This window comes from Stenotrophomonas sp. 610A2, from assembly GCF_030549615.1.
Lineage (GTDB): Bacteria > Pseudomonadota > Gammaproteobacteria > Xanthomonadales > Xanthomonadaceae > Stenotrophomonas > Stenotrophomonas pigmentata.
On record NZ_CP130832.1, the window covers coordinates 2,804,707 to 2,828,471 of the forward strand.

Annotated in this window: 22 protein-coding genes; 8 read left to right on the top strand and 14 right to left on the bottom strand. The window is 63.2% G+C overall.

The genetic code is table 11. The features are described 5' to 3' along the window. Nucleotides 1-98: 98 nt before the first annotated feature. The 10 genes from Q5Z11_RS12590 to Q5Z11_RS12635 form a co-directional block, all read right to left on the bottom strand. The gene (locus tag Q5Z11_RS12590; protein WP_303750026.1) at nucleotides 99-3,248 is read right to left on the bottom strand and encodes a discoidin domain-containing protein; all 3,150 of its coding nucleotides are present in this window, start codon (nucleotides 3,246-3,248) and stop codon (nucleotides 99-101) included. A 126-nt stretch (nucleotides 3,249-3,374) separates the two neighbouring features. Further along, nucleotides 3,375-4,211, bottom strand: coding sequence for a carbohydrate ABC transporter permease (locus tag Q5Z11_RS12595; protein WP_303750027.1), 837 nt, complete (start codon nucleotides 4,209-4,211; stop codon nucleotides 3,375-3,377). An 11-nt stretch (nucleotides 4,212-4,222) separates the two neighbouring features. Next, nucleotides 4,223-5,104: a carbohydrate ABC transporter permease gene (locus tag Q5Z11_RS12600; protein ID WP_303746737.1), complete on the bottom strand. Its 882-nt coding sequence runs from the start codon at nucleotides 5,102-5,104 to the stop codon at nucleotides 4,223-4,225. Beyond that, nucleotides 5,101-6,375: a sugar ABC transporter substrate-binding protein gene (locus Q5Z11_RS12605; protein ID WP_405051696.1), complete on the bottom strand. Its 1,275-nt coding sequence runs from the start codon at nucleotides 6,373-6,375 to the stop codon at nucleotides 5,101-5,103. The genes Q5Z11_RS12600 and Q5Z11_RS12605 overlap by 4 nt, the downstream gene beginning before the upstream one ends. Nucleotides 6,376-6,388: 13 nt before the next feature. Beyond that, nucleotides 6,389-7,921, bottom strand: a complete 1,533-nt coding sequence (locus tag Q5Z11_RS12610; RefSeq protein ID WP_303750028.1) for a glucoamylase family protein — start codon at nucleotides 7,919-7,921, stop codon at nucleotides 6,389-6,391. A 199-nt stretch (nucleotides 7,922-8,120) separates the two neighbouring features. Then, nucleotides 8,121-11,078: a TonB-dependent receptor gene (locus Q5Z11_RS12615; protein WP_303746739.1), complete on the bottom strand. Its 2,958-nt coding sequence runs from the start codon at nucleotides 11,076-11,078 to the stop codon at nucleotides 8,121-8,123. Nucleotides 11,079-11,154: 76 nt separating this feature from the next. Then, on the bottom strand, nucleotides 11,155-12,174 hold the full coding sequence (locus tag Q5Z11_RS12620; RefSeq protein WP_303746740.1) for a LacI family DNA-binding transcriptional regulator: 1,020 nt from the start codon (nucleotides 12,172-12,174) through the stop codon (nucleotides 11,155-11,157). A 139-nt stretch (nucleotides 12,175-12,313) separates the two neighbouring features. Further along, nucleotides 12,314-12,592, bottom strand: coding sequence for a BolA family protein (locus Q5Z11_RS12625; protein ID WP_303746741.1), 279 nt, complete (start codon nucleotides 12,590-12,592; stop codon nucleotides 12,314-12,316). Continuing rightward, on the bottom strand, nucleotides 12,589-12,888 hold the full coding sequence (locus tag Q5Z11_RS12630) for a YciI family protein (protein WP_303746742.1): 300 nt from the start codon (nucleotides 12,886-12,888) through the stop codon (nucleotides 12,589-12,591). The genes Q5Z11_RS12625 and Q5Z11_RS12630 overlap by 4 nt, the downstream gene beginning before the upstream one ends. Before the next feature lie 80 nt (nucleotides 12,889-12,968). Further along, nucleotides 12,969-13,172 (bottom strand): hypothetical protein, encoded by a 204-nt coding sequence (locus Q5Z11_RS12635; RefSeq protein ID WP_303746743.1) that lies wholly within the window; start codon nucleotides 13,170-13,172, stop codon nucleotides 12,969-12,971. A gap of 67 nt (nucleotides 13,173-13,239) precedes the next feature. On the opposite strand from Q5Z11_RS12635, the gene Q5Z11_RS12640 reads away from it, so the two are divergent. The 5 genes from Q5Z11_RS12640 (at nucleotide 13,240) to Q5Z11_RS12660 (ending at nucleotide 17,824) form a co-directional block, all read left to right on the top strand. After that, nucleotides 13,240-14,136: a segregation and condensation protein A gene (locus Q5Z11_RS12640; protein WP_303746744.1), complete on the top strand. Its 897-nt coding sequence runs from the start codon at nucleotides 13,240-13,242 to the stop codon at nucleotides 14,134-14,136. Between the two features lie 16 nt (nucleotides 14,137-14,152). Then, a complete protein-coding gene (gene scpB / locus Q5Z11_RS12645) occupies nucleotides 14,153-15,004 on the top strand; it encodes an SMC-Scp complex subunit ScpB (RefSeq protein WP_303746745.1) in 852 nt (283 codons plus the stop codon). Then, nucleotides 14,997-16,637, top strand: coding sequence for a pseudouridine synthase (locus tag Q5Z11_RS12650; RefSeq protein ID WP_303746746.1), 1,641 nt, complete (start codon nucleotides 14,997-14,999; stop codon nucleotides 16,635-16,637). Before scpB ends, Q5Z11_RS12650 begins: the two co-directional genes overlap by 8 nt. Nucleotides 16,638-16,840: 203 nt before the next feature. After that, the gene (locus tag Q5Z11_RS12655; RefSeq protein WP_303746747.1) at nucleotides 16,841-17,185 is read left to right on the top strand and encodes a type II toxin-antitoxin system prevent-host-death family antitoxin; all 345 of its coding nucleotides are present in this window, start codon (nucleotides 16,841-16,843) and stop codon (nucleotides 17,183-17,185) included. 3 nt (nucleotides 17,186-17,188) lie between these two features. Then, nucleotides 17,189-17,824, top strand: a complete 636-nt coding sequence (locus Q5Z11_RS12660; RefSeq protein WP_303746748.1) for a hypothetical protein — start codon at nucleotides 17,189-17,191, stop codon at nucleotides 17,822-17,824. A 530-nt stretch (nucleotides 17,825-18,354) separates the two neighbouring features. Here Q5Z11_RS12660 and Q5Z11_RS12665 read toward each other — a convergent pair. The 4 genes from Q5Z11_RS12665 to Q5Z11_RS12680 form a co-directional block, all read right to left on the bottom strand. Beyond that, on the bottom strand, nucleotides 18,355-18,786 hold the full coding sequence (locus Q5Z11_RS12665; RefSeq protein WP_303746749.1) for a peptidase associated/transthyretin-like domain-containing protein: 432 nt from the start codon (nucleotides 18,784-18,786) through the stop codon (nucleotides 18,355-18,357). 91 nt (nucleotides 18,787-18,877) lie between these two features. Beyond that, the gene (locus Q5Z11_RS12670; RefSeq protein WP_303750029.1) at nucleotides 18,878-19,693 is read right to left on the bottom strand and encodes an amidohydrolase; all 816 of its coding nucleotides are present in this window, start codon (nucleotides 19,691-19,693) and stop codon (nucleotides 18,878-18,880) included. A gap of 5 nt (nucleotides 19,694-19,698) precedes the next feature. Then, nucleotides 19,699-20,010 (bottom strand): hypothetical protein, encoded by a 312-nt coding sequence (locus Q5Z11_RS12675; protein WP_303746750.1) that lies wholly within the window; start codon nucleotides 20,008-20,010, stop codon nucleotides 19,699-19,701. A 14-nt stretch (nucleotides 20,011-20,024) separates the two neighbouring features. Further along, the gene (locus Q5Z11_RS12680) at nucleotides 20,025-21,173 is read right to left on the bottom strand and encodes a pyridoxal phosphate-dependent aminotransferase (RefSeq protein WP_303750030.1); all 1,149 of its coding nucleotides are present in this window, start codon (nucleotides 21,171-21,173) and stop codon (nucleotides 20,025-20,027) included. A gap of 170 nt (nucleotides 21,174-21,343) precedes the next feature. Between Q5Z11_RS12680 and ccmA the strand changes: the two genes are divergently transcribed. Genes ccmA through Q5Z11_RS12695 form a run of 3 tightly spaced genes read left to right on the top strand, consistent with a single transcriptional unit; the run spans nucleotide 21,344 to nucleotide 23,427 of the window. Beyond that, nucleotides 21,344-22,003, top strand: coding sequence for a heme ABC exporter ATP-binding protein CcmA (gene ccmA / locus Q5Z11_RS12685; protein WP_303746751.1), 660 nt, complete (start codon nucleotides 21,344-21,346; stop codon nucleotides 22,001-22,003). Then, nucleotides 22,000-22,695 (top strand): heme exporter protein CcmB, encoded by a 696-nt coding sequence (ccmB, locus tag Q5Z11_RS12690; protein ID WP_303746752.1) that lies wholly within the window; start codon nucleotides 22,000-22,002, stop codon nucleotides 22,693-22,695. The genes ccmA and ccmB overlap by 4 nt, the downstream gene beginning before the upstream one ends. Nucleotides 22,696-22,746: 51 nt before the next feature. After that, entirely contained in the window at nucleotides 22,747-23,427 is a 681-nt protein-coding gene (locus Q5Z11_RS12695; RefSeq protein ID WP_303746753.1) for a TetR/AcrR family transcriptional regulator, read from the top strand. Nucleotides 23,428-23,765: the final 338 nt, after the last annotated feature.

Genomic DNA, 23,765 nt, shown 5'->3' on the forward strand with positions numbered 1-23,765 from the left:
GCTTGCTGCATTTGTTTTTCTCAGATCCGACGGAAGCTCTTCCTCTCCCTCTCGTCGACTGGTCTGCGCCTCGGCATTCGAGGCGCAGTTTTTAATCCTCAGCGTTTGCTGCGCTCACTGCGCCGCAGTTCGGCAGGAATCTCGATCTCGACCTTGGCCGGCAAGCTGCCGATATGCAGCTCGTTGCCCAGCCACTGTGCCGGTTCACCATTGATGCTCGCCTCTCCCGGCGTGCCTTCATAAGGCCATTGCAGCAACAGCCCGGCCGCGGGCAGGCGCAGCCCTTCCGATACCTGCAGGGTCAGCTGCTTGTCACTGCGCTGCAGCGAATAGCTCAACATGCCGTGCGAGGTATTCAAGTCCTCGATGGCGATGCCCTTGCCGGTCAACCAGCTGGTGGGCACGCCTGCCGCCAGCACGATCGGCCCATCTACATCACGCTCGTAGGCGAACATGTCCAAGGCCGAGCGTACGAAGTCGGATGCCACCCAGGCATGTGGCAGATCGCCGACGAAGAACGGCTGGCGCGGCGTCGAAGACACCACTTCGGCCCATTGATTCCATGCCGGCGGTGCTCGGTCCTTGAAGAAGAACTCGGTTGCTTCCCAGGCCCGCGCACGCCACCCCAGGCGCACGAAGGCGCTGACGTTGCGCCATTCGTAGGGCGTGTAATCCTTCCATTGACGCTTGCCATCGCGGCGCTCGGCGAAGTGCTGCCAGTAGCGCTCGAAGGTATTGTCCAGGGCCGGCTGCGGCAACCTGCCCTGTTCGCCGCCCGGTGCCAAGGCGATGGTGGTCGAGGTTGCATCGAAGTCACCCAGCTCCACCGAACCGGGCAGGTAGTCGATCTTGTGCGCCGCCATTGCCGCGCGCAGCGATTCGTCCAGATCCTGGCGGAACTGATCGCGCGATGCGGCCATCGCCAGCGCTTCGGTTTCCAACCCCAGGGCCGCCGCCATGTCGGCAGCGTCCTTGTAACCGCGCAGCGCCCAGAAGTTGTCCCAGTACGAATGCACCGGCTTGGCCGAATAGCCTTCATGGCTGATCGAGGCCGGCATCATGCCGTAGAAGCCGGCGTTGCGCGCACGGTTCTCCTCCGTGCGCTCACTCAGGCGCAGTTGCTCCATGTAGTTCCACGCCATCTGCACGTGCGGCCACATCTGCTGCAGGAAGGCAGTGTCTCCGGTATGCCGCCAGTACTCGGCGATGGTGTAGATCAACTCACCATGGCTGTCGTTCTCCGGTACCGGGTCGCTGCCGCGTGCATCCACGCAGCACGGCACCATGCCGTTCTCGAACTGATACGGCGCATACCAATCCACGTACTGGCGCACCGCATCGGCGCGCCCCATCCGCAACAGGCCTTCGGAAATCATCGCGCCATCGCGGATCCAGCTGCGCGCATAGGAACGCGTGCCCGGCTGCAAGCTAGGCCCAACCCGCGAGATCAGCATATGTGCCAGTGCGGTGCGCAGCGTATTGGCCAACGGTTGGCCCGCCTCCGGCACGCGCAGCTTGAGCTGATCGAGCTTCTGCCGCCACATCGTGGCAACCTGCTGCTGCGCCTTGTCGGCATCGAACCTGGCCGGCATCTGCCAACTGCCGGTCTGCGGCAGTACCAGCACCACTTCGCGGCGCTGACCCGGCTCCAGTTTCCAGTTGTAGACCAAGGCGCCCGATGCCAGTCCGGTGGCATCGTGGACTTCCTGCGTGGCCCGCAGGCTCTTGTCAGCCAGATGAGTGACATCCAGCTTGCTGTCGAAACTGCTGGCAAAACCCGCGTCGGCCGGAAGCGAGGTATACACACGCGGTTGACCGTTGACGCTTATCTGCCCGGTACGCACTGCCAGATTATCGATGCGACTGACGCCGCCGACGGTATTGAGGAACTGGCTGGGCGGATTGACCTGGAACGGCCGCACCGCGAGCGCCAATCGGTACTCGTGCGCCACCTTGTCGGTATTGCGCAGCTCGTAGCGCGCCACCAGCTGTGCCTGTTCCGGCCGACCCTGTACGAAGCCGCTGACGTTCAAGCCGAAACGCTCGTGCTCCCAAGCTACCGCCGGCATCGGCAGATAGCCGTCCAGCAAGCTCTGGCTGGACTTCACGTCAGCCCAGCCGATCACCTTGCCATCCAGCACCACGAACGGCTCGATGCTGAAGCCACCCTTCATCGCTTCCAGCGCGCCATCCTCGCTGATCAGCGCCTGTTCGCGGCCGCCATCAAGGCCGAGAATCGTCCAGTAAGGTTGCTCGCCGCTGAAGCCCCGCGGCAAGAAACCGCGCGGCAGATCCGCCGCTATCGAACGGATGAAATCATTCGGGGTATTGGCAAACGACAAGGGCTTGAGACTGATATCGCGGATGCCGTAACGCCAGTTCGGCCCATCAACCAGATCGAAGCGCAGGTAACGCGCCTCGGTCTCCGGCAATGCCAGCCATTCCCTGCCGCCGGTGCCGCTGGTGACTTCGCGCAGGGTTTTCCAGTCGCGACCATCTGCCGACGAACGCACCACATAGCGTGAAGCTTCCAATCCCGGCGCCCATTGCACCACTGCACCGCCGAACTCGCGCACCTTGCCCAGATCCAGACTGACGGTCTGCTGCTTTACGCCACCACTGATCCACAACGTATCCGGCTTGCCATCAGCGATGCGTTGCTGCAGGGCGGTGGCGGTATCGGCGATCACCGTGGTGGTCAGCGCCGAGTTGTCTTCTTTCGGCAGCGGCTGCAGGGTCAGCTGATCGAAGCAGACCGTGCCACGGCCACCGACCTTGCTGTAGATGGTGAACTCCACCGCCGCGCTGCGGCGCAGGGTTTTGTCCTGATCCGGCCCCCAGGCTTTCTCGATATGCCGCTTGCGGTAACTGATGCGGGTCCAGTTCTTGGGGAAGTTGAAACCGGGCCGATTGACCCACCACACGTTGTCGCCGCTGGCATCGACCAGCTTGAACTGCAGGTCGTTGGCCGGTGAATCACCGCGCAGGTCGAAGGACAGCTGATAGTTCTCCGGCCAGGTCACATCCAACGGCCGACGGATGCCGACATAGCCGGAGACTTCGTGGAAGTCATAGTCCAGGCACAGCGCACGACCGTTGTTGCCGGCAACCGGACGCAAGGAGCCACTAACCTGCGGCGAGGTGATCAACTGCCACGCGGCAATATCGTCGAACTTGGCCAGCACGGCAGCGCTGGCCGGCTGCACCCATGCCAGCAGCAAACCCAGCAGGCCGATCGCATAACGCATATTCATCACCAGAATCCTGATTCACCATCGGCAACAGCAGCCGGATTTTCGCAAAGTTCAACGCCATTCGCGGCGGTTTGTTTCGTTTGGAAGTGCAGCCACAGCCCGCTTACGGGCTGCGCTGCATCAGCCCTTGACGCTGCCCAGCAAAAGACCCTGGATGTAATAGCGCTGCAGCACCAGGAACAACAACAGCACCGGCAACACCGTGACCACCGCGCCGGCCATCATCATTTCCACGTCCATGATGTGCTCGCGCGACAAACTGGCCAGCGCCACCGGCAAGGTGTAGTGCTCCTGGTCGGTCAACACGATCAGTGGCCACATGAAATCGTTCCATGCGCCCATGAAGGTAAAGATCGCCAAGGTCACCAGTACCGGCTTGAGCATTGGCAGAACGATCTGGAAGAAGATCCGCGCCTCGCTGGCACCGTCGATACGCGCCGCTTCCAGCAACTCATCCGGAATCGAGCGCGCGTACTGGCGCACCAGGAAGATGCCGAACACACTCGCTAACGCGGGAACGACCACACCACCAAAGGTGTTCACCAGGCCCATCTGCTTCATCAGCAGGAACAGCGGCAGCATCGCCACCTGTGCGGGGATCACCAACGCAGCCAGCAGCATCTGGAACAACCGCTCGCGACCGGCAAAACGCAGTTTGGCGAAGGCATAACCGGCCAGGGTGTTGAACAGCAGCGAGCCCAAGGTGATCGCAATCGATACCAGCAAGCTGTTGACGAAGTTGTTGCCCATGCCGGTGCGGGCGAACAAGGCCTGGTAGTTGGCCAGTGTGGTGTGCGCCGGCAGCAACGGCGGCGGGAACTGCGATGCCTGCCCACTGGGCATGAACGACACCGACAGCATCCACGCCAGCGGTGCCAGGCTGATCACCGCCAGCAGCAACAGTCCACCATTCACCCACCACGCATGCCAACGCGACTGTCCGATCTCGCGGCTGATACCTACCCGACTCATACCAGCTCCCTGCGCTTACCGAAGCGCAACATCAGCGTGGTCACCGCCAGGATGATCAGGAACAACAGGAAGGCCACGGCCGAGGCGCGCCCCAGGTTCCACCACTTGAAGCCCTCTTCGAACATGAAATAGAGCACGCTCACGGTACTTTGCAGCGGATCGCCACGCGTCATCACATACGGCTCGGCAAACAGCTGGAAGTAACCGGATACGGTGATCACACCAACCACCAACAGCACCGGCCCCAGCATCGGCAAGGTGATATGCAAGAACTGCTGCCAGCGCGAGGCACCGTCGATCCTTGCTGCCTCGTACAAGTCCTTGGGAATCGCCTGCAGGCCGGCCAGGAAGATCACCATGTTGTAGCCGAAGTTCTTCCACACCGCGAAACCGATGATGGTAGGCATTGCCCAGTTCGGGTCACCAAGCCAATCGATCGGATTGATGCCGACCTGCCCCAGCCCCCAGTTCACCAGCCCGTATCGGGTGTGGAACAGATAACGCCAGATCACCGCGACCGCGACCAAGGTGGTCACCACCGGCGCAAACAACGCGGTGCGGAACAGCGCCTTGAAGCGCGAAGCCGGTGCGTTGAGCAGCAGTGCCGCGCCCAACGAAACGCCTATCGACAAGGGCACACCGGCCACGACGAAGTAGGCGGTATTGCCCAGCGACTTCCAGAACATCGGCGTCTGCAACAGATCGATGTAGTTGCCCAGGCCGTTGAAGCGCAGATTGTGCGGATCGGCCAAGGCATAGAGATCAAAGTCGGTCAGGCTCAAGGCCAGCGCCGACAGCACCGGCAAGCCAAAGAACACACCGATAACGATCAGTGCAGGTGCGGCGAAGATCCAACCCGCCAGTGAACTGCGCTTCATGGTGCCGCCTTGGCAGCTGCATCAGCCTGCTGCTCGACGATCCAACGGCGCTTGGCAAGGATGTCATCCACCTGCTGATCCAACTGTTCGACCGCCTTGTCCTGCGGCAAACCACCGCGCACCACCTGCTCGGTCACCACCCGCATCTGTTGGGCGATGCGCTCCCACTCCAATACCTTGGGCGTGGGCTTGACGCGCTCGAGCTGATCGGCGAATGCGGCGGTCAGCGGATCGTCGCGAAGCTCCGGCGAGTCCCAGGCGCTGCGCCGTGGCGGCAGGTCACCAATGATCTTGTAGAAACGCTGCTGGATCGCCGGCCGCGAAAGGAACTCGATCAGCTTCCATGCCGCCTCTTTCTTCTGCGAAGAACGGAACACCACCAGACTGGTGCCGCCGGCAATGCCTGCACCCAGACCATCAGGACCGGGCAGCGGCGTTGCGCCCCACTCGCCCTCTAGTCCGGGCGGCTGGCGCTGGCGGAACTCGCGGATATTCCACGGGCCTGACAGATAGAACGCGGTGAAGCCGCGGAAGAATTCATCCCAGACATTGGAAATCTGGGTCTCGGACATCTTCGGCGCCCAGCCCTGCTCGAACATATTGTCGTAGAAGGCCAGCGTGCGGCGGAAACCGGGGCTGCGGAAGTTGCCGCGGGTGTCGCCATCGCGCAGCAGCGCATCCTCCTGTTGCAGCGCGAATGACAGCTGCGGCTCGAATTCGTTCAAAGGCATCAGCACCGGATAGCCGCGGGCGCCCATGACCTTCTTCAGCGCCGCATTCATCTGCTCCCATTCGGCCCAGGTGTTGGGCGGCTGTGTATAGCCGGCCTGGCGCAGCAGATCCTTGCGATAGAACAGCAGGCGCGTGTCCACGTACCACGGAATGCCAACCAACTCGCCATTGACGACATTGGTATCCCAGATACCCGCAAAGTAGTCCTGCTCGTCGATGACCGCGGACGATTCGACCAATGGCTGCAGCGGTGTCAGCGTCTGCAAGGTGGCGAATTCGGCAATCCAGGTGTTGCCCAGCTGGCAGACGTCCGGCAGGCCGTCGGCCGCATATGCCGTCAACAGCTTCTCGTGCGCAGCGGTCCATGGAATGTTCTGCACATCAACGCGGATGCCCGGGTTTTCCGCCTCGAATTCACGCACCAGCTCGCCGACGACCTCGGCCTCACGGCCCATCGCCCAGAACCGCAAGGTGGTGCCCTGCTCCGGCTTGGCACAGCCCGCGAGCAACAACAGCAACAGCATCGACAGCGCGCGCATCATTGACCGCGCATCACTGCTTCTTGACCGCAGGTGCAGCCGGCTGCTCGCTGGCCGCCTTCTGCTCTGCCGCTGCCGCAGCGCGCGACTCGGCAATACCCGACGCGCGTGCCGAAGCGGCCTGCTCGTCCTTCTGCAACGGCTGGAAGCTGTCTTCCGGTGCCAGCCAGCCACCAGTGAAACCAGCCCGCTCCAATCCCTTGCGGATGTACGGGTTCTTCTTCATCACCTCCCACACGAACTCATCGCGGTAGTTGGCGATGCCGGCCAGGATCGGGCCCTGATCAACGGCGATGTAATCGCTGGCCACCCAGCCGCGCTCAGGAATCAAGCGCCCGGTCTTGAGCGGGATGTCGTAGCCGAAGCTGGGGTTGAAGGAATCCAGGAAGCCATAGCTTGAGTACAGGTAATCGCCGTAGCGCTTGTGCATTTCCACCGTGGCCGGGATCACGACTTCCGGTGCGAACGGCAGCGAGGAGATCGCTGCTGACGGCACGATGGTGCCGTCATCGAAGTTCTCGCGCAGGCCTGCGCCACGTGCCGAATAATGGCGGAACTGGCGCTGCTCACCCTTGTATTCCTGGGTGGTGTTCTGCGGCCCGTCGCCTGCGGTCAAACCCCAGACATTGGCGCTGTAATCCTTCCACTGCATCGGGTTCTCAATCGCATATTCGCGTTGCGCCAAGGTGGCGCGGCGGCTGTTGAGGAAGTAATCGATGCCACGCTCACGCATGTACGGGTCCTGGATATCGCGGAAGTCGATCCAGACATGGCTGTACTGATGGCCGAACAGCGGCCCGAACGACAGATACTCCTGCCCTTGGTACACGCCCCAATCGTTGTCATAGGTACGCGTCCACACGGTCCACGCATCAGGTTCGACCGGATGTGTCGGCGAACCCAGGGCCAGCACGTACAGCATCATCGCTTCGTTGTAGCCCATCCAGTCGTGCTGGATGAAGCCACTCTCCGGGAACCAGCCCATCGATACCAGCGGCTTGTTGCGTTGCAGCCACTGCCAGTCGACGCGCTTGTAGATGGTATCGGCAATCTGCCGGATCTCCTTCTCGCGCGGATCGTCCTGGTCGTAGTAGCTCTGCGCGAACAACACACCCATCAGCAGCAGGGCGGTATCAACGCTGGAAAGCTCCACCCAGCTGTCGTAGCGGCGGCCCTGCTGCATGTCGAGGAAGTGGTAGTAGAAACCCTTGTAACCGCCCTTGCCGGTGCGTTGCGGGCCACTGGGCAGGTCACGGAAGAACTTCAGCGTGACCAGGGTGCGCTCCACTGCCTGGTTGCGACTGACCCAGCCGTTCTCGATGCCGATCGGATACGACGTCAGTGCAAATCCAACCGAGGCGATGCTGGCAAACGGCCGCGACGGATAGCGGTCCGGGGTAAGACCGTTCTGTTCGTTGGTGGTGTCCCAGAAGAACTGGAAGGTACGCCGCTCGATGTCGTCGAACAACGGCGGCAATTCCGGCTTCATCGGCCGTGGCGGCAGGTCCGCCTCGATCAGGATCACCTGTGGCAACACTTTCGGCATCGGCGGCTCCGGCGCCTTGCCACAGCCCCCCAACAACGCCAGCCCCATACCGGCGAGAACACAGGCCAACAATTGCGAGGTACGTGACTTGCTCAAGGCGACATCCATCTTGAAAACATAGCGCCACATTCACGTGGCGAAAGCGTGCTGCATATAGGAAACGTCCCGGCCGGAAATGCGCCGGCCGGGACGCTGCCGCTTACCAGTCCAGACCGAACGAAAGCTTGAAGGTGCGGGTGGCGTACTGATCCCAGCTGCTGACCACACCCGAATTCCAGTTGATGCCGTAACCGCCCCAATTGGTCCAATTGAAGACATTGATGACGTCGGCACGCACTTTGAGCTTCAGGTCGGTGCCGGTATCCCAGGTCTTGGTCAACGACATGTCGAACTGCTTGAACGCACTTCCACTCGCCTCCCAGCTGTGCGGGCGCTCATAACCGCCGTACGCCGCAGTGCCGTCAATGTCCCAGCGCTTGATCTTGCTGGACAGGGTCAGCTTGCCAGACGCACTCATGCCCCAAGGCAGATCAGTGAAGCCGCTGACCACCACGCGGTGTTTCGGCGCCCAGGCGCCGTCGAACCAGCCACCCTGCTGGAAGTACCAACCGTAGACCGGATCCTTCTCGTGGATGTTCTGCTTGGCGTCGGTATAGGTGTAGGCAACGTTGATGTTCCACGGACTTTCAGCCGTATACGGCTTGTCCAGGCTCAGCAGCAATGCGGTGTTCTTCGACTCGAAGCCATTGGTCGCCACGATCAGCGAGCCCAGGCCCGGCAGGCCGGGTGCGTTCCACGGGCTGCCGTTGGGGGCAAAAACGCCGCCATCGGCATAGCGGTTGCCACGCGAGATCAGCAAGCCATCCTTGTAACGGGTGTGCTGGATGGTGGCCGAGCTGTTCCAGTCCTGGCCAATCAGGTTGAAGCTGCTGCGGATGCCCAGGCTGAACTGGTCTGAGTACGGGGTCTTCAACTTGTTGTCGAACATCCACACTTCGCGACCGGCCTCGGTCGAATCGATCAGCGACATCAGGTAGTCGCGATCAAGCAGTTGCGGGCTCCACTCCAGGCAGTCACCGCCAACCACGCAGGCGTGGCCCGGCGAGTTGATCTTGAAGCGACGGGTCGGGAAGGTCGCCTTGCTGCGCTCCAGCTGCAGGTAGTCGAACAGGTTGCGGTCATAGGAACGACCGACGCCGCCGAACAGCACCAAGCGCTCATCGCCACTCAGGTCATAGGAGAAGCCCAGGCGCGGCTGGATCGCGTCCTTGAACGGCTTGCGGTTGTTGCCGGTGCTGATGTAACGGTTGACGTCGATGCCACCCAGCGCCAGCGTCTGCGCATAGGTCTGCCCGGCCACGGCATTGGGGTCCTGGCTGTCCAGCGAAGCCAGCACATCCGGCGCAGTGGCGAAGTCCAGGTACGACGGGGTCTTCTCGTAGTCCCAGCGCAGGCCCAGGTTCAAGGTCAGGCGATCGGTGACATCCCAGTCATCCTGGATGTAGATGCCGAACTGCTTGTTCTTGGAGGTGACCGAACCGCCATCGGTGCCGCCAGCCGGGCTGCCGAAGCGCACGAAGTACGGAACGACGCCGCCCTGGTTGATGTCGTAATAGAACTGCGGGTTGTAGGGCTGCTGCTCGATGGTATCGAGATCAACCTGCTTGTACTTCACACCGAACTTGAGCGTATGCCCTTCCCAACCGAAGAAGGTGGTGTCGTTCTGGAACGACCAACCCTTCTGGCCCTTGTCCTGCAGGCCGCCATCGCCGGCACCGATGCGGTAGATCTGCTTGCCGTCATCGCCACTGCCGTCGGTCAGCACGCTGCCATTGCCGAAATTCACCGGCGCCTTGGTCCAGAATGCCTTTTCATAGGTCAGGTGCGAATCGCTGAGCCAGTTGGTGCTGGAGTACTGCCAGCGCAGGTCGTAGCGATCTTCGGTCACGCCGGTATCGGTGCCGTAGCTGCTTGCGCTCTGCCCGCCCACGTTGCCGATCTCGCTTTCCTCGCGGCGCTTGTAGGTGAACTCGAGCAGGTTGGCATCGTTGACCGACCAATCCAGCTTGCCGAAGTACAGGTCTTCCTTGAACGGCGTTGCGGTGGCACCAAGCTGGTCACGCCATGCCTGCGGCAGATCGCTGGGCAAGCGGCCCTCGCCTGCCTTCAGGTCCTGCGGTGCGTTGTACTCTTTGGCTTCATAGGTGACGAAGAAGTGTGCCTTGTCCTGCACGATGGGGCCGCCGAAGCTGGCGCCGTACTGCTTCTCACCGGAACGGGTCTTGCCGACGCCGTTCTTCTCGCTCTCACGCGGCTCACGCCAATCCTGGTTGGTGTAATCCCAGAAGAACGAGCCCTTGAATTCGTTGGTACCGGACTTGGTCACCGCCGTCACCGCGGCCGAACTGATCTGGTCGTACTCGGCCTTGTAGTTCGAGGTGATGACCTTGTACTCGCCGATGGCCAGCTGCGGGAACGGATTGCCACGGCTCGCGTCCTGGCCGGTGATGCCGCCCTGGGTGACGTAGTTCTTCTGGCCCACGCCATCGATGTAGACGTTGACGTTGTTGGCGCTCTGCACGCCGCCACGCAGCTTGGTCGAGCCATTGGCCGGGTTCTGCTCGAACGCCATGCCTGGCACGGTGTCGGCGAACGCCAGGAAGTTGCGCGTGCCCTGCGGCAGCGCCTGGATCTGCTGCGGCGTGATGTAGGTGGCGATCTCCGAGGTCTTGGTCTCGATCGGCGCCTGCGCGGTAACCTGCACCGCGTCCAGCGTGGTTGCCGAACCGCCGCCGGTTTCAGCCACACCACCCACGCCCAGGTTCACTGTCGCGGTCTGGCCCACCTGCACGGTGATGTTCTGGCTGCTGGTCTTGCCGCCGGCATTGACGTCGATCTTGTAGGTGCCCGGCGGCAGGCCGGCCAACGAGTAGCTGCCGCTGCCAGTGCTCTGCACACTGCGGCTCAAGCCGGTGGCGATATTGGTGGCAGTGACCTGTGCCTGCGCGGCGGGGGCCGAGTCAGCCATCACCTGGCCGCGGATGGTCGCACCGGTGCTCTGCGCGAATGCAGGTGTTACGCCCAGCAGCAGGCATGCAGTCAGCGCGCTGCTGAGCAGCTTGCGTGTGGGGCTGGATTTCCGAGCTTTATTGTTCATTCTTTACCTCTCCCAAAGCGGCGGCATAGGCCGCGAGGAACGTTTTTGTGGGGAACCATCCCGGTCTATCGCCGGGTCAAGGAAAGTCACACGCGGCAGTGGAGTCGCGCACAACCAAGGTTGGAACCAGCGTCACGGCCGGCGCTGTCTGCGCCTGCCCGCTATCGATCATCTGCACCAGTTGCAGCATCGCCCGCTCGCCCAACTCCGCGATGCTGACCTGCATCGTTGTCAACGCGGGGTGAACAAAGCGCGCCAAAGGGATATCGTCGAAGCCGGCAAGCGCCACTTGCGCAGGAACTTTGACCCCTGCCTGCGAGAACGCATACAGGCAACCCAAGGCCATCATGTCGTTGGCGGCGAACACCGCGTCCGGCAGCGATGCCGCAGCCAGCAGCGCCAATCCAGCCTGATGACCGGAGCCTTCGTCGAAGTCGCCTTGCAGTTCGATGGCTTCAACCTTGCCATCGAACGCCGCCATTGCTTCGCGGAAACCCAGCAGGCGCTGTTGTGCATCGTGGTTATGCGCGGGCCCGGCAATGAAGGCGATACGGCGGTGCCCGATCTCGAGCAGATGCCGGGTCATGCTCAGCGCACCGGCGTGGTCATCGATGCTGAAGACCGGATACTGTGCCTCGGCCAATGGCGTGTTGATCAACACGGTTGGCAGCGCAGGCGGCAGGTTGTCGACCAGGAAATCGGAATCGCCCGCATAGGGCGACAGCACCAGCAGACCATCGACGCGCCCGCGCATCGCCTGCAGCACAGAGCCCTGCTGTTGCTGGTCACCGTGATAGCTGGACACAAGCAGATGCCGCCGATGGGCACTGGCCACACCGTCAATACCGCGCATCAATTCGGAAAAGAACTCGCCATACAGGTCGGGAAGCACCACACCGACTGTCTGGGTACTGCGGCTGCTGAGGCTACGGGCGGCCGCGTGCGGGGTGTATCGAAGCCGGCTGGCCACTTCCAGCACCAGCTTGCGTACTGGCGCGGCGACATTGTCATGGCCATTGAGGGCGCGCGACACAGTAGCGACGGAGACGTTTGCCTCGCGGGCAACATCCTTTATCGTTATTGCCGATTTCGCCACTGGCCTACCCTCCGCAGTACAGGGTCCAGCGGACTGTAAACGTTTTCAAACCCGCTTGTAAACACTTCGTTAGCCCACCTTGTCCTGCCGGGACAAGTGCTGTCCCGATGCCGCAGGTGCTGCGCCCAAAACAAGCGGCTCAGTCGGCACCACCGTGTTCTTGCGGCGTAAGCGCCTTGATCGACAGTGCATGGATGTCCGTCTCCATCATCTGACCGAGCGCGGCGTACACGGCACGGTGTCGGGCCAAGGGTGCTTTGCCGGCAAACGCATCACTGACCACCAGGACCTTGAAATGACCGCGCCCATCACTGGCACCGGCATGGCCGGCATGGCGGTGGCTGTCATCCTTCACTTCCAACTGCTGCGGCGCAAAAGCGGCCTGCAAAGCAGTCTGGATCCGCTCGACCCGGCTCATGGCAACACCTTCCGGAAGGGACGGACTTCCACGCGCGTATAGACCCCTGCAGCCACATACGGGTCGGCATCGGCCCAGGCTCGCGCTGCTGCCAGGTCCTCGAAACTGGCGATCACCACGCTGCCGCTGAAGCCGGCCGGACCCGGGTCTTCCGCGTCAATCGCAGGACATGGACCAGCCAAAAGCAGCCGCCCCTGGTCAAGCAATGTCTGCAACCGCGCCAGATGCGCCCCGCGCGCCTGCAGCCGCGCCGCCAGCACATCCTCACCGTCATAGCCCTCGATTACGTACCACACTGGCCTTTCTCCGCTTGTCTGCTGAATGGAAGGATGCCAAGTCTAGCGTCACAAGGCTGGACACCGCCCTGCCCGGGCGATTACTCTTTAGTCCATTGCACGCAGCCGGCCAGTAGCCGCCCGGTGCGGTAGCGGGTCAGGCCCGCCACCCAACCACCGGAGCGCATCACTTCCCGGGCCGCGTAGACGACCTCCTCGTAATGACGTTGCCGCTGATCCTGCGGCGCGCCTTGTTGTTCATGTTTGGAAGCGCGCCGAACAAGCGCGAGTAGCTCGTAATACATGGGCTGGAATGCTCCCGGGCGGGAACCTGGGGCGTATCCGGCTCGCAATACCCCGAATGTCGACCTGATGACTTCCGAACTCGCGCACGACGCGAACCCGCCAGCGCAGCATCCCTTACCTCAGCAGCAGGAAATGCCGCTGGCGATGGTGCATGGCCAACCGGTACTGCAGATCCCCCAGGATCTGTACATCCCGCCGGATGCATTGGAAGTCATCCTCGACGCCTTCGAGGGCCCGTTGGACCTGCTGCTTTACCTGATCCGCCGGCAGAACCTGGACATCCTGGATATCCCGGTCGCCGAGATCACCAAGCAGTACGTGGAATACATCAATGTCATGCAGGAGCTGCGCTTTGAACTGGCAGCGGAGTACCTGGTGATGGCGGCGATACTTGCTGAAGTGAAGTCGCGGATGCTGTTGCCGCGCCCACCCAGCATCGAGGGCGAAGAAGCAGATCCGCGTGCCGAGCTGGTACGTCGCCTGCAGGAATACGAACGCTTCAAACAGGCCGCCGAGGATATCGACAGCCTGCCCCGACAGGACCGCGACACCAGTCTGGCGCACGCCTTCGTGCCGGAGCGGGTGCTGGTCAAGGCACCACCGCCGGTGGAGCTGAAGGAAATGCTGCTGGCGCTGCACGATGTACTCAAGCGCGCCGAGCTGTTCAGCGGCCACGCGATCAAACGCGAAGCCCTGAGCGTGCGGCAGCGCATGGGCGATGTGCTCAGCCTGCTGGAAGGCGACAAGTTCTACCGCTTTGAAAGTCTGTTCACTGCCGAAGAAGGCAAGCTCGGCGTCCTGGTCACCTTCCTTGCAGTCCTGGAGTTGGCCAAGGAGCAACTGCTCGACATCGTGCAGGAAGCCCCGCTCGCCCCGATTTATGTGAAGTCCCTGGCCACCGGCAACACCAACGCACCGCTGCAGTTCTCCAGCGAGTTCGATGACGCTGACACCCCCGCCTGAGCAACCGACCCAACGCATGGATCAACCGCTGATCAACCGTATTGTCGAAGGTGCCCTGCTAGCTTCCAGCCAGCCGGTCACCTTGGCGCAATTGCAGGGCCTGTTTCCCGAAGATGAGCCGGCGCCGCCGGGCAGCATCGAGCGGGCACTGGAACTGCTGCGCGAAGGCTGTGCCGGACGCGGCGTGGAACTCACCGAAGTGGCCTCCGGCTACCGCTACCAGATCACCAGCGAAGTGCATGGCTGGGTGTCGCGACTGTGGACCGAGCGCAAGACCCGCTACACCCGCGCAACCCTGGAAACCCTGGCGCTGATCGCCTACCGCCAACCCATCACCCGCGGCGAGATCGAGCAGGTGCGCGGCGTTGCAGTGAGCAGCAACATCATCCAGGCACTGGAAGAGCGCGAGTGGATCCGGGTCATCGGCCACCGCGACGTGCCCGGCAAGCCGGCCCTGTTCGGCACCACCAAGGGCTTCCTGGATTATTTCGGGCTCAAGCGTCTGGACGAACTACCGCCACTGTCCGAACTGCGCGACATCGGCGAGCTGGAACCGCAACTACCGCTGGATGGCGACGGCCAACCAGCTGCCCCGCTAGCCGCTGGTGCCGCCTCGCCGCAGCGCCTGGACGCCGCCAACGACAGCGACTCAACAACCGCAGCCACGCCAGAATCCCCCGATTCGAACGCGACTGCATCCGACACCGCCTTCACCGGCGAACCCGACGCCGCGCCGGGAGAGCGCGCGGCGGAAGTGGAACAAACTGAAAACAACGCCGTCGCGACGACGACCGTGGCTGTTGATGTAGCCGATTCCGAACCAGAGGCCGACGCGGAAAACGCCGGCCGGAGCCAAACAGATGAGTGACACCCCGCGTAAACCTTCGTTGAACAAGCTCTCGCTCAAGCGCGAAGCCGACACCGAACAGCAGCCCAAGCTTGAAGAGCGCCTGCACAAGGTACTGGCGCAGGCCGGCCTGGGCTCGCGTCGCGCGCTTGAGCAGCGCATCGCCGACGGCCTGGTCAAGGTCAACGGCGAAGTCGCCAAGACCGGCATGTCGATCAAGAGCGGCGACAAGATCGACCTCGACGGTCGCAGCTTCGTTGCCAGCGCCCTGACCGACCCGTCGCGCGTACTGATTTACAACAAGCCCGAAGGCGAAGTCACCACGCGTGACGATCCCGAAGGCCGACCGACCGTATTCGAAGCGCTGCCGCCGTTGAAGGGCGCACGCTGGATCGCCATCGGCCGCCTCGACATCAACACCACCGGCCTGCTGCTGGCTACCACCGACGGTGAACTCGCCAACGCGATGATGCACCCGTCGTTCGAAGTCGAGCGCGAGTACGTGGTGCGTGTGCGTGCACCGGAAGGCGAAGAGAAGGTCTCCGACGAGATCATCGAGCGCCTGGGCCGCGGCGTGCTGCTGGAAGACGGCGGCGCCAAGTTCGACGAAGTCGAGCGCATTGGCGGCACCGATTCGCACGACTGGTTCCGCGTGGTCGTCAAGGAAGGCCGCAACCGCGAAGTGCGCCGCCTGTGGGAATCGCAGGGTTGCCAGGTCAGCCGCCTGAAGCGCACCCGCTACGGCAAGATCGAGCTGCCGCGTGAACTGATGCGCGGCAAGTCGGTGGAACTGACCACCCAGCAGGTAGACGCGCTGCGCGCCCAGCTCAAGCTGGAAGAAGGCACCCCGTCTGCCCTGACCCTGCAGCCGGTGATCGGCCAGCGCAAGGCAGTCAAGACCACCCTGCGCGTTTCCCGCGAAGGCAGCCGCGGCAACGCCTACGTCAACGGCCACAACAGTGCCGACGAAGGCCGCGAACTGCGCCGCTTCGACAACGTGCGCGAAGACCGCGGCGGCCGTGGCCGTGGCGGCAAGAGCGGCGGCGGCTTCAAGGGCGGCCTGACGGTCAGCGGCGAAGCCGCTGCCAAGCAGTCGCAGAAGCCGTTCAAGCAGCGCAAGCCCGCTGGCGACCGCAGCCTTCCGGAAGGCAATCCGGCTGCATTCCGCACCTGGTACGTGCCGGACGGCGTCAGCACCGGTCCGAGCGGCCACCGCAATGCAGGTCCGGGCGCAGCACGCGGCCCGGGCGGCAACCGTGGTCCGGGTCGCGGCCCGGCCGCCGATGGCCAGGCTCGTCCCTACGGCAAGCCGCGTCCGGGCGGCGCCCCGGGTGCCAGCCGTGGCGGTCCGGGCCAGGGTCGTTCGCAGGGCGCAGGCGGTCAAGGCGCAGGCCAGGGTCAGCGCAAGCACCCTTACGGCCACCCGGGCAATGCCCCGAGCTTCCCCTCTGACCACGCCAACCCGGGCTTCAACCCCTACGGCGCACGTCCGGCCGGCGGCCGTCCGAGCGGCGGCAACCGTGGCCCAGGCGGCCCCGGCGGTCGTCCGTCAGGTGGTCCGCGCCCGGGCGGCAACCGTCCCGGCGGTGCAGGTCGCCCAGGTGGCGGTGGTCGTCCAGGCGGCGGTGGCAATCGCGGCCCGCGCGGCGGCTGATCCAACGCGCTGACAAAACAACGCAGCAACAGAACGCCCGGTGCAACGCACCGGGCGTTCTGGTTTTAAAGCCCCTCTCCCAAGGACTGGAGGCCAGGGCGGGCTTCAGCGTCTAAATTTGCCATGGGCCTTGAACCCCATGGAAATTTCCCATTTGGAGAAATTTGGTATATTTTCCCAATACCCACCTGTAGACAGCCGCCATGGACCTATCCCTGAACCTGCTGGATCTGGAAAAGACGCCCGCCAGCGACGTCAAGGCCAAAGGCTGGCCTGACCTGATGCGCAAGGTTGCCAAGCTGGGTGCGGTGGTGGTCACCAACCATAACCACCCGCAGGCGGTGGTGGTCTCTGCCGAGGAGTACCAGCGCCTGGTTGCGCAGGCCACTGGCACGTCGGAGGCCGCACAGCGCGCGCAATCACTCAAGCGGTTGCAGAACGAGTTCGATGCGCACCTGGCGGTACTCAACGACGGCCAGGCACTGTCCAAGGCCTTGAACCGCCCTGCCCGTCGCGGCTTGAAGATCATCCCGGGCAAGTCACTCTGACCGATGGCACGCATCCTGGTATTAGCCGGCGTCAATGGCGCCGGCAAAAGCTCGTTGCTGGGCATGATGCTGGCGCATGACGGCGCCACCTGGTTCAACCCCGATGCTTTCACCCGGCAACTGGTGGAGCAGGACTGGCCATTGGCAGAGGCCAATGCAACCGCATGGCAGGAAGGCACCCGGCGCCTGCGCGAGGCGATGCAGTCCAATCACGACTACGCTTTCGAGACCACGCTGGGTGCCAACACCATTCCGAAGTTGCTGCGCGAGGCCTGCGACCAACATGAGGTGACAGTGTGGTTCTGCGGGCTGGAAAGCGTCGAGCTGCACCTGCAGCGGGTTGCCGAGCGTGTTGCCGCAGGCGGCCATGACATCCCCGAAGACAAGATCCGCCAGCGCTATGACAGCTCGCGCCTCAACCTGATCGAGCTCCTGCCGCACCTGACGACATTGCACGTCTACGACAACAGCCGGCCACCGGATGTCGATGGCCTTGTGGAACCGTTGGTGGTGCTGGAAGTGGACAGGGGCCGCATCCTCTGCCCGGTCAGCCAGGAAGAGTTTGCACAGGTACCGGAATGGGCCAAATCAGTGGTGTGGGCGGCGCTCAAGGCTTTTCCTGGAGCCAATGAAGACTGAGCCTCAACGCAGGGGATTTGCGTCCGCTGGCAACTGATTTGCACCAGTCTGCTCTGCGTTGGGCTTGAGAATTCAAGCCAATCCGAGAGCGCAGCAAGCGCGGCATAAGTACGCGGAATGCTCGTGAGCTGCACGTGCGAGGTCGCGCGAAAAGCTCCCCTCATCCGCCCCTGCGGGGCACCTTCTCCCGCAAGCGGGAGAAGGGAGCAGCGGTCAAGCACCGCTTCCTCCGTTGCTTCGGCTCTGGCCGTTGCTTCGGCTCTGGCCGTTGCTTCGGCTCTGGCCGTTGCTTCGGCTCTGGCCGTTGCTTCGGCTCTGGCCGTTGCTTCGGCTCTGGCCGTTGCTTCGGCTCTGGCCGTTGCTTCGGCTCTGGCCGTTGCTTCGGCTCTGGCCGTTGCTTCGGCTCTGGCCGTTGCTTCGGCTCTGGCCGTTGCTTTCATGCCTTCCCTTCTCCCGCAAGCGGGAGAAGGTGCCCCGTAGGGGCGGATGAGGGCAAGCCCTTGCTCTACAGCAAGCCCCTCATCGCATGGTCAGCGGCGTTCGATCACGAACTTGCCAAATCCAATGCCCAGGCTCCAACCGCGCCCGGTTCCTGCCAAGGCCAGCGAAATATCGCCCTTGGTCATCGCCTGCGCGTCGGTAGCACGCGAGGCGCTGGCATGCACTTCGGCTGCGGCGTACGTACCCAGCAGATCGTTGAGCGAATAAGCGCCGGTGAACCGGCCACGACCATCGGTGATGGTGGTGCGGCCAACGGTCAAACCACCACCCTTGGCAGTGATCTTGACCGGGATGCTGGCACCGTTCTCGCAGGTGATCGTGCCGGTACCGCTCGATGTCTTGTAGAACGCCGACCAACCGGTCAGGTTGTAGCGCAACTCACAGTCGATATTGCCCGCCGCCTGTGCTGCCGGGGCGATGCCCATCGCCAGCACCGCAGCCATCGCCATCATCTTTTTCATCGCGCATCCTCTGCTTGATTGAACCGGCACCGAGCCTGACAGCCCCCTCGCCCATTGCAAAGGGCTGGCAGCTGCGGCGCGCGGCCAGCGTTCAGCGAACCACCACCGGTCCACCCAAGGTAAATGCATCGGCATCCAGCATCGCCGGGAAACGCTCCCGATGCGCCGCCAGCGCCTGTGCCGAAATGGTCGTGGTGACCACCTGCTCGCGCTCGCGGATCTCCACCTGCGGCTGGCCAAGGAAGTCGATCACCGCACTGTCGCCCGAATAATGCAGGCCATTGCCATCGACACCGATACGGTTCACCACCGCCACGTAACACAGGTTCTCGATGGCCCGTGCACGCGCCAGTGTCTGCCACGCATACGCGCGCGCCGAAGGCCAATTGGCCACGAAGATCTGCAGGTCGAAATCCATCTGCCCGGCCCGCTCCACGTCGAAGCGATTGCGGCAGAACACCGGGAAACGCAGGTCATAGCAGATCTGCGGATTGATCCGCCAACCCTTCCATTCCACGCACAAGCGCTCGTTGCCGGCCGCGTAGCGCTTGTGCTCGCCGCCATAACGGAACAGGTGACGCTTATCGTAGTAGTGCAACTCGCCGTCAGGCGTGGCCCACAGCAGGCGGTTATAGACGCCGCCGTCGACCCGCAGCTGCACGCTGCCAGTCACTACCGCTCCCAGCGCGCGCGCTTGATCGGCAATCCATGCAACGGTGGGACCGTCCATGTCTTCGGCCTGGTCAATCGCATCGTTGGAAAACCCGCTGGTGAACGTCTCCGGCAGGATCACCAGATCGGTGTTGCCCGCCAGCGGCGCCAGCAGCGCACCGTAGTAGTCACGATTGCCGGCCGGGTCGTGCCAGCGGGTATCGCCCTGCACGAGGGAAATACGCAGGTCCTGCATTGTCGTCATCGTCCTGTCAGCCATGAATAAAGAACTGCGCTGGCCGCCAAGCTGGCACCCAGCATCGGTACAGCCCACTGCAGCCGCGCAATCCAACGATTAACTGGCTGACGCTGCTCGATAGCATCAAGCAGCGCCAGATACTCGCGGGTATAGCGACCAAAGCTGCCACGGAACGCCAGGTAACCCTCGTCCACTGCAACGCCACGCGCACGCAAGCCGGGCTGCACCACGGAAAGGAACAAGTAGCCTTTCACCAGCGCGGCCAGCACCAACACGCCCAATAGCGCCGCAAAGACTGGAAAACCGGAAGCCATGGACACCTCGCAGGTCAGAGCGCGCGCAAGCGCTCGATCGCCGCATCCATGGTGGCGTCGTTCTTGGCGAAGCACAGGCGCACCAGACGCTGCCCGGCCGGCGGGGTCTCGTAGAACGGCGACAGCGGAATCGCAGTCACACCCTTCTCGATGGTCAGCCAGCGCACGAACTCATGGTCCGGCAGGTCGCTGATCGCCGAGTAATCCACCAGCTGGAAGTAACCGCCCGGCACCGGCAGCGGCTTCAAGCGCGTGCCCAGCAACTGCTCGCGGAAGCGATCACGCTTGGCCTGGTAGAACGCACCAAGTTCCAGATGATGCTCGGGCTCATCGCGAATCATCGCGGCAAAACCATACTGCGCCGGGCTGTAGGTGGTGAAGGTGTTGTACTGATGCACCTTGCGGAACTCGGCGGTCATTGCCGGCGGCGCGATGGCGTAGCCGATCTTCCAGCCGGTGCAGTGGTAGGTCTTGCCAAAGCTCGAGATCACGAACGCACGTTCGCGCAGTTCCGGGTAACGCAATGCCGACTCGTGGCGGGCGCCGTCATAGATGATGTGTTCGTACACTTCATCGGAGATCAGGTAGATGTCGGTGCCACGCAGCACATCGGCCAGCGCCTGCATGTCGTCGGCAGTCAACATCGCGCCGGATGGGTTGTGCGGCGTGTTGACCATCAACATGCGCGTCTTCGGGGTGATGGCCGCACGCACCCGATCCCAATCCACCGCGAAGGTCTGCGGGTCCAGCGGCACATGCACGGCACGCGCTCCGGCGAGGTCGATCGCCGGCTCATAGCAGTCATAGGCCGGGTCCAGCACGATGACTTCCTCACCGGCCCGCACCACCGCGTGGATAGCATTGAAGATCGCCTCGGTGCCACCGGAGGTGACGGTGATCTCGCTGTCCGGGTCAACCTGCGCGCCATAACAGTCAAGCGCCTTCTGGGCGATGGCCTGGCGCAGCGGTGCCACGCCGGTCATTGGCGCGTACTGATTCAGACCGTCACGCATGGCCTTTGCGGTTTCATCGATCAAACGCTGCGGGGCAGAAAAGTCTGGAAAGCCCTGTCCAAGATTGACTGCGCCGTGCTCGGCGGCGAGCTGCGACATCACGGTGAAAATGGTGGTGCCCACCTTGGGCAACTTGGTCTGCGGATGCATGGGTACGTACACGCCGGGGGAGAAAACCCCGAGTGTACGCAAAGCGGGCACGTCAGGCTTCCCAAACCGTGCCCGCAGGCCCCGGGACAGCGCCATCCCGGCGCTATACTGCGCGGCCCGATGCGCTGCCCAGCCTGCGCCACCTCCCAAGGACGGAAGCGCCCGATCCGATGATTGACACCGCCAACACCCTGCCACTGCTCAAAGCATGCGACCTGCGCTTCACCCGCAATGACGAACCGGTATTCGGGCCGCTGGACCTGCATGTGGATGCAGGCGAGGCACTGTTGGTGCAGGGAAACAACGGCGCCGGCAAGACCACCTTGTTGCGCGTATTGGCAGGGTTGCTGCGCCCGGACGAGGGCCAGATCGAGATCGATGGGCGCCCCGCCAGCACTACCGACCGGTCCCGCTATATCGCCTACCTGAGCCACCTGACGGCGCTCAAGCAGGACCTGGGCACACTGGAGAACCTGCATTTCCTGTGCGGGCTGCAAGGTCGGCGCGCGCGGCAGATGCCGGGCAATGCCTTGGCCATCGTCGGCCTGGCTGGTTATGAGGACACTCTGGTCCGGCAATTGTCGGCCGGCCAGAAGAAGCGCCTGGCCTTGGCCCGCATCTGGTTGTCGCCGGCCCCCATCTGGCTGCTGGACGAGCCCTATGCCAACCTGGATCTGGATGGGATCAATCTGGTCAACCGGATGATCTCCGCCCATCTGCGCAGCGGCGGTGGTGCGCTGGTAACCACGCATGGCGCCTATGCGGCACCGCCGGTGCGCAATCGCACCCTGACCTTGAGCAATCCGGCAGCACAGGAGGACGCGGCATGAGCCTGCCCGGTCCACAACCGACGCTGCTATCCGCTGCCCGCGCCCTGTTGGCCCGCGACCTGAAGCTGCTGTGGCGGCGCCGTGGTGATGCTGCGCAGCCAATTCTGTTCGCCCTGCTGGTGGTCGCGCTGTTCACCCTGGCCCTTGGCGGCGCCCCCAAGCTGCTGCAGAGCGTAGCTTCGGCGGTGCTGTGGCTGTCCATCCTATTGGCCGGCCTGCTGTCGCTGGACACCTTATTCCGCAGCGATGCCGAGGACGGCTCGCTGGAACAATGGCTGCTGTCGCCGGTGCCTCTGGCCTGGCTGGTGGCGGTGCGAGTGTTCTCGCATTGGCTGACCACCGCCTTCCCGCTGGTGCTGGTCAGCCCGCTGCTGGCCGAGCTGATGCACCTGCCCCGCGAGCAACTGCCGGTGCTACTCGCCGCGCTGGCACTGGGCACGCCCCTGCTGAGCCTGCTCGGCGCGGTAGTGGCCGCTTTGACCGTTGGCATGCGCCGCGCCGGCATCCTGCTGGCCCTGCTGGTGCTGCCGCTGTACGTACCAGTGCTGGTGTTCGGCGCAGGTGCGGTGGCTGCCGCGGCGCAGGGCTTCGATGCCAGTGGCGCACTGCTGATGCTGGCGGCCGGCTTGTTGGTCAGCGCCGTGCTCGCCCCGCTGACCGCAGCGGCGGCAATCCGCATCGCCAACTCCTGAAGCCAAAACAACGCTATTCTTGACGGCGACTTCACAAGGCAAATCAATCAGATGGCTGAGCAGCCCCACACGGAAGTCCCGAGCACAGACAAGCCCACCTTGCCGCCGCGCCCGGCGGTGGAGCTGCAACGCCGCGGCGAATTGCGGGTGGAGAAGTTCCTCGCGGCCGCCACCGAAGTCTTCAACGAAAAAGGCTACCAGGCCGCGCGCCTGTCCGACATCGTCAAGCGCGCCGGCGGTTCGATGGCCACGCTCTACCGTGCTTTCGGCGACAAGGAAGGCCTGATCCACGCCTTGATGGAGCAAAGCATCAATGACTTCGGGCGCAGCCTGGACACCTTGCTGCAGTCGCCGCTGCCGCCCGCGCAGGCCTTGGAAGAAGCCGCCAGCCAGATGGCCGAGGAAGTCCTCTCGCCAACCCGCCTGGCCTGCCATCGCGTGGTTATTTCCGAAGGCATGAATCAACCTGCGCTGCGTGATTGGTTCCATGCCCATGGCGTGGCGCCAATGGAAGTGCTGCTCAGCCAGTACTTCACCCGCGAAACCGCGGCCGGACGCATGTATATCGAGAACCCCGAACAAGCCGCGCATTTCTTTTACATGCTGGTGATCGGCGGCCTTGTCCTGCGTTCGGTCAATGGTCGCGTTGTCCTCAGCGACCTGCCCAAGGCGCAGAAACAGGCACGCGACGCAGTACGCTTGTTCATGGCCGGGGCCCTGCCCCGAGACTGACGCCAAGCCTGCTTCAATACCGCCATCCAGCGACGCACCCGCAGCAATTCAACGATATTCAACCAGTGACCGCTCTGCTTTTTTTGTGCAGAGCATCAAAACGATCTCGACGCGGCGTGCTTGAACATGGCTAGACCGCGCGGCGTCAGGCATGACCATCGCCAAGATCATGCGCCCAGCTACCCAGCTACTGTTTGGCACCACGTGACAAGTATCGGCCCGCGTAAAGGCCCCCACTGCAACCCGCCGATTTGCTGAATTTGGGTTATCTTGCGCTAGTCTGAAAACAGCAACGGTGGTGCGCAGTACGCACCGCCCAGCCGATCAGGCCGCAGCAC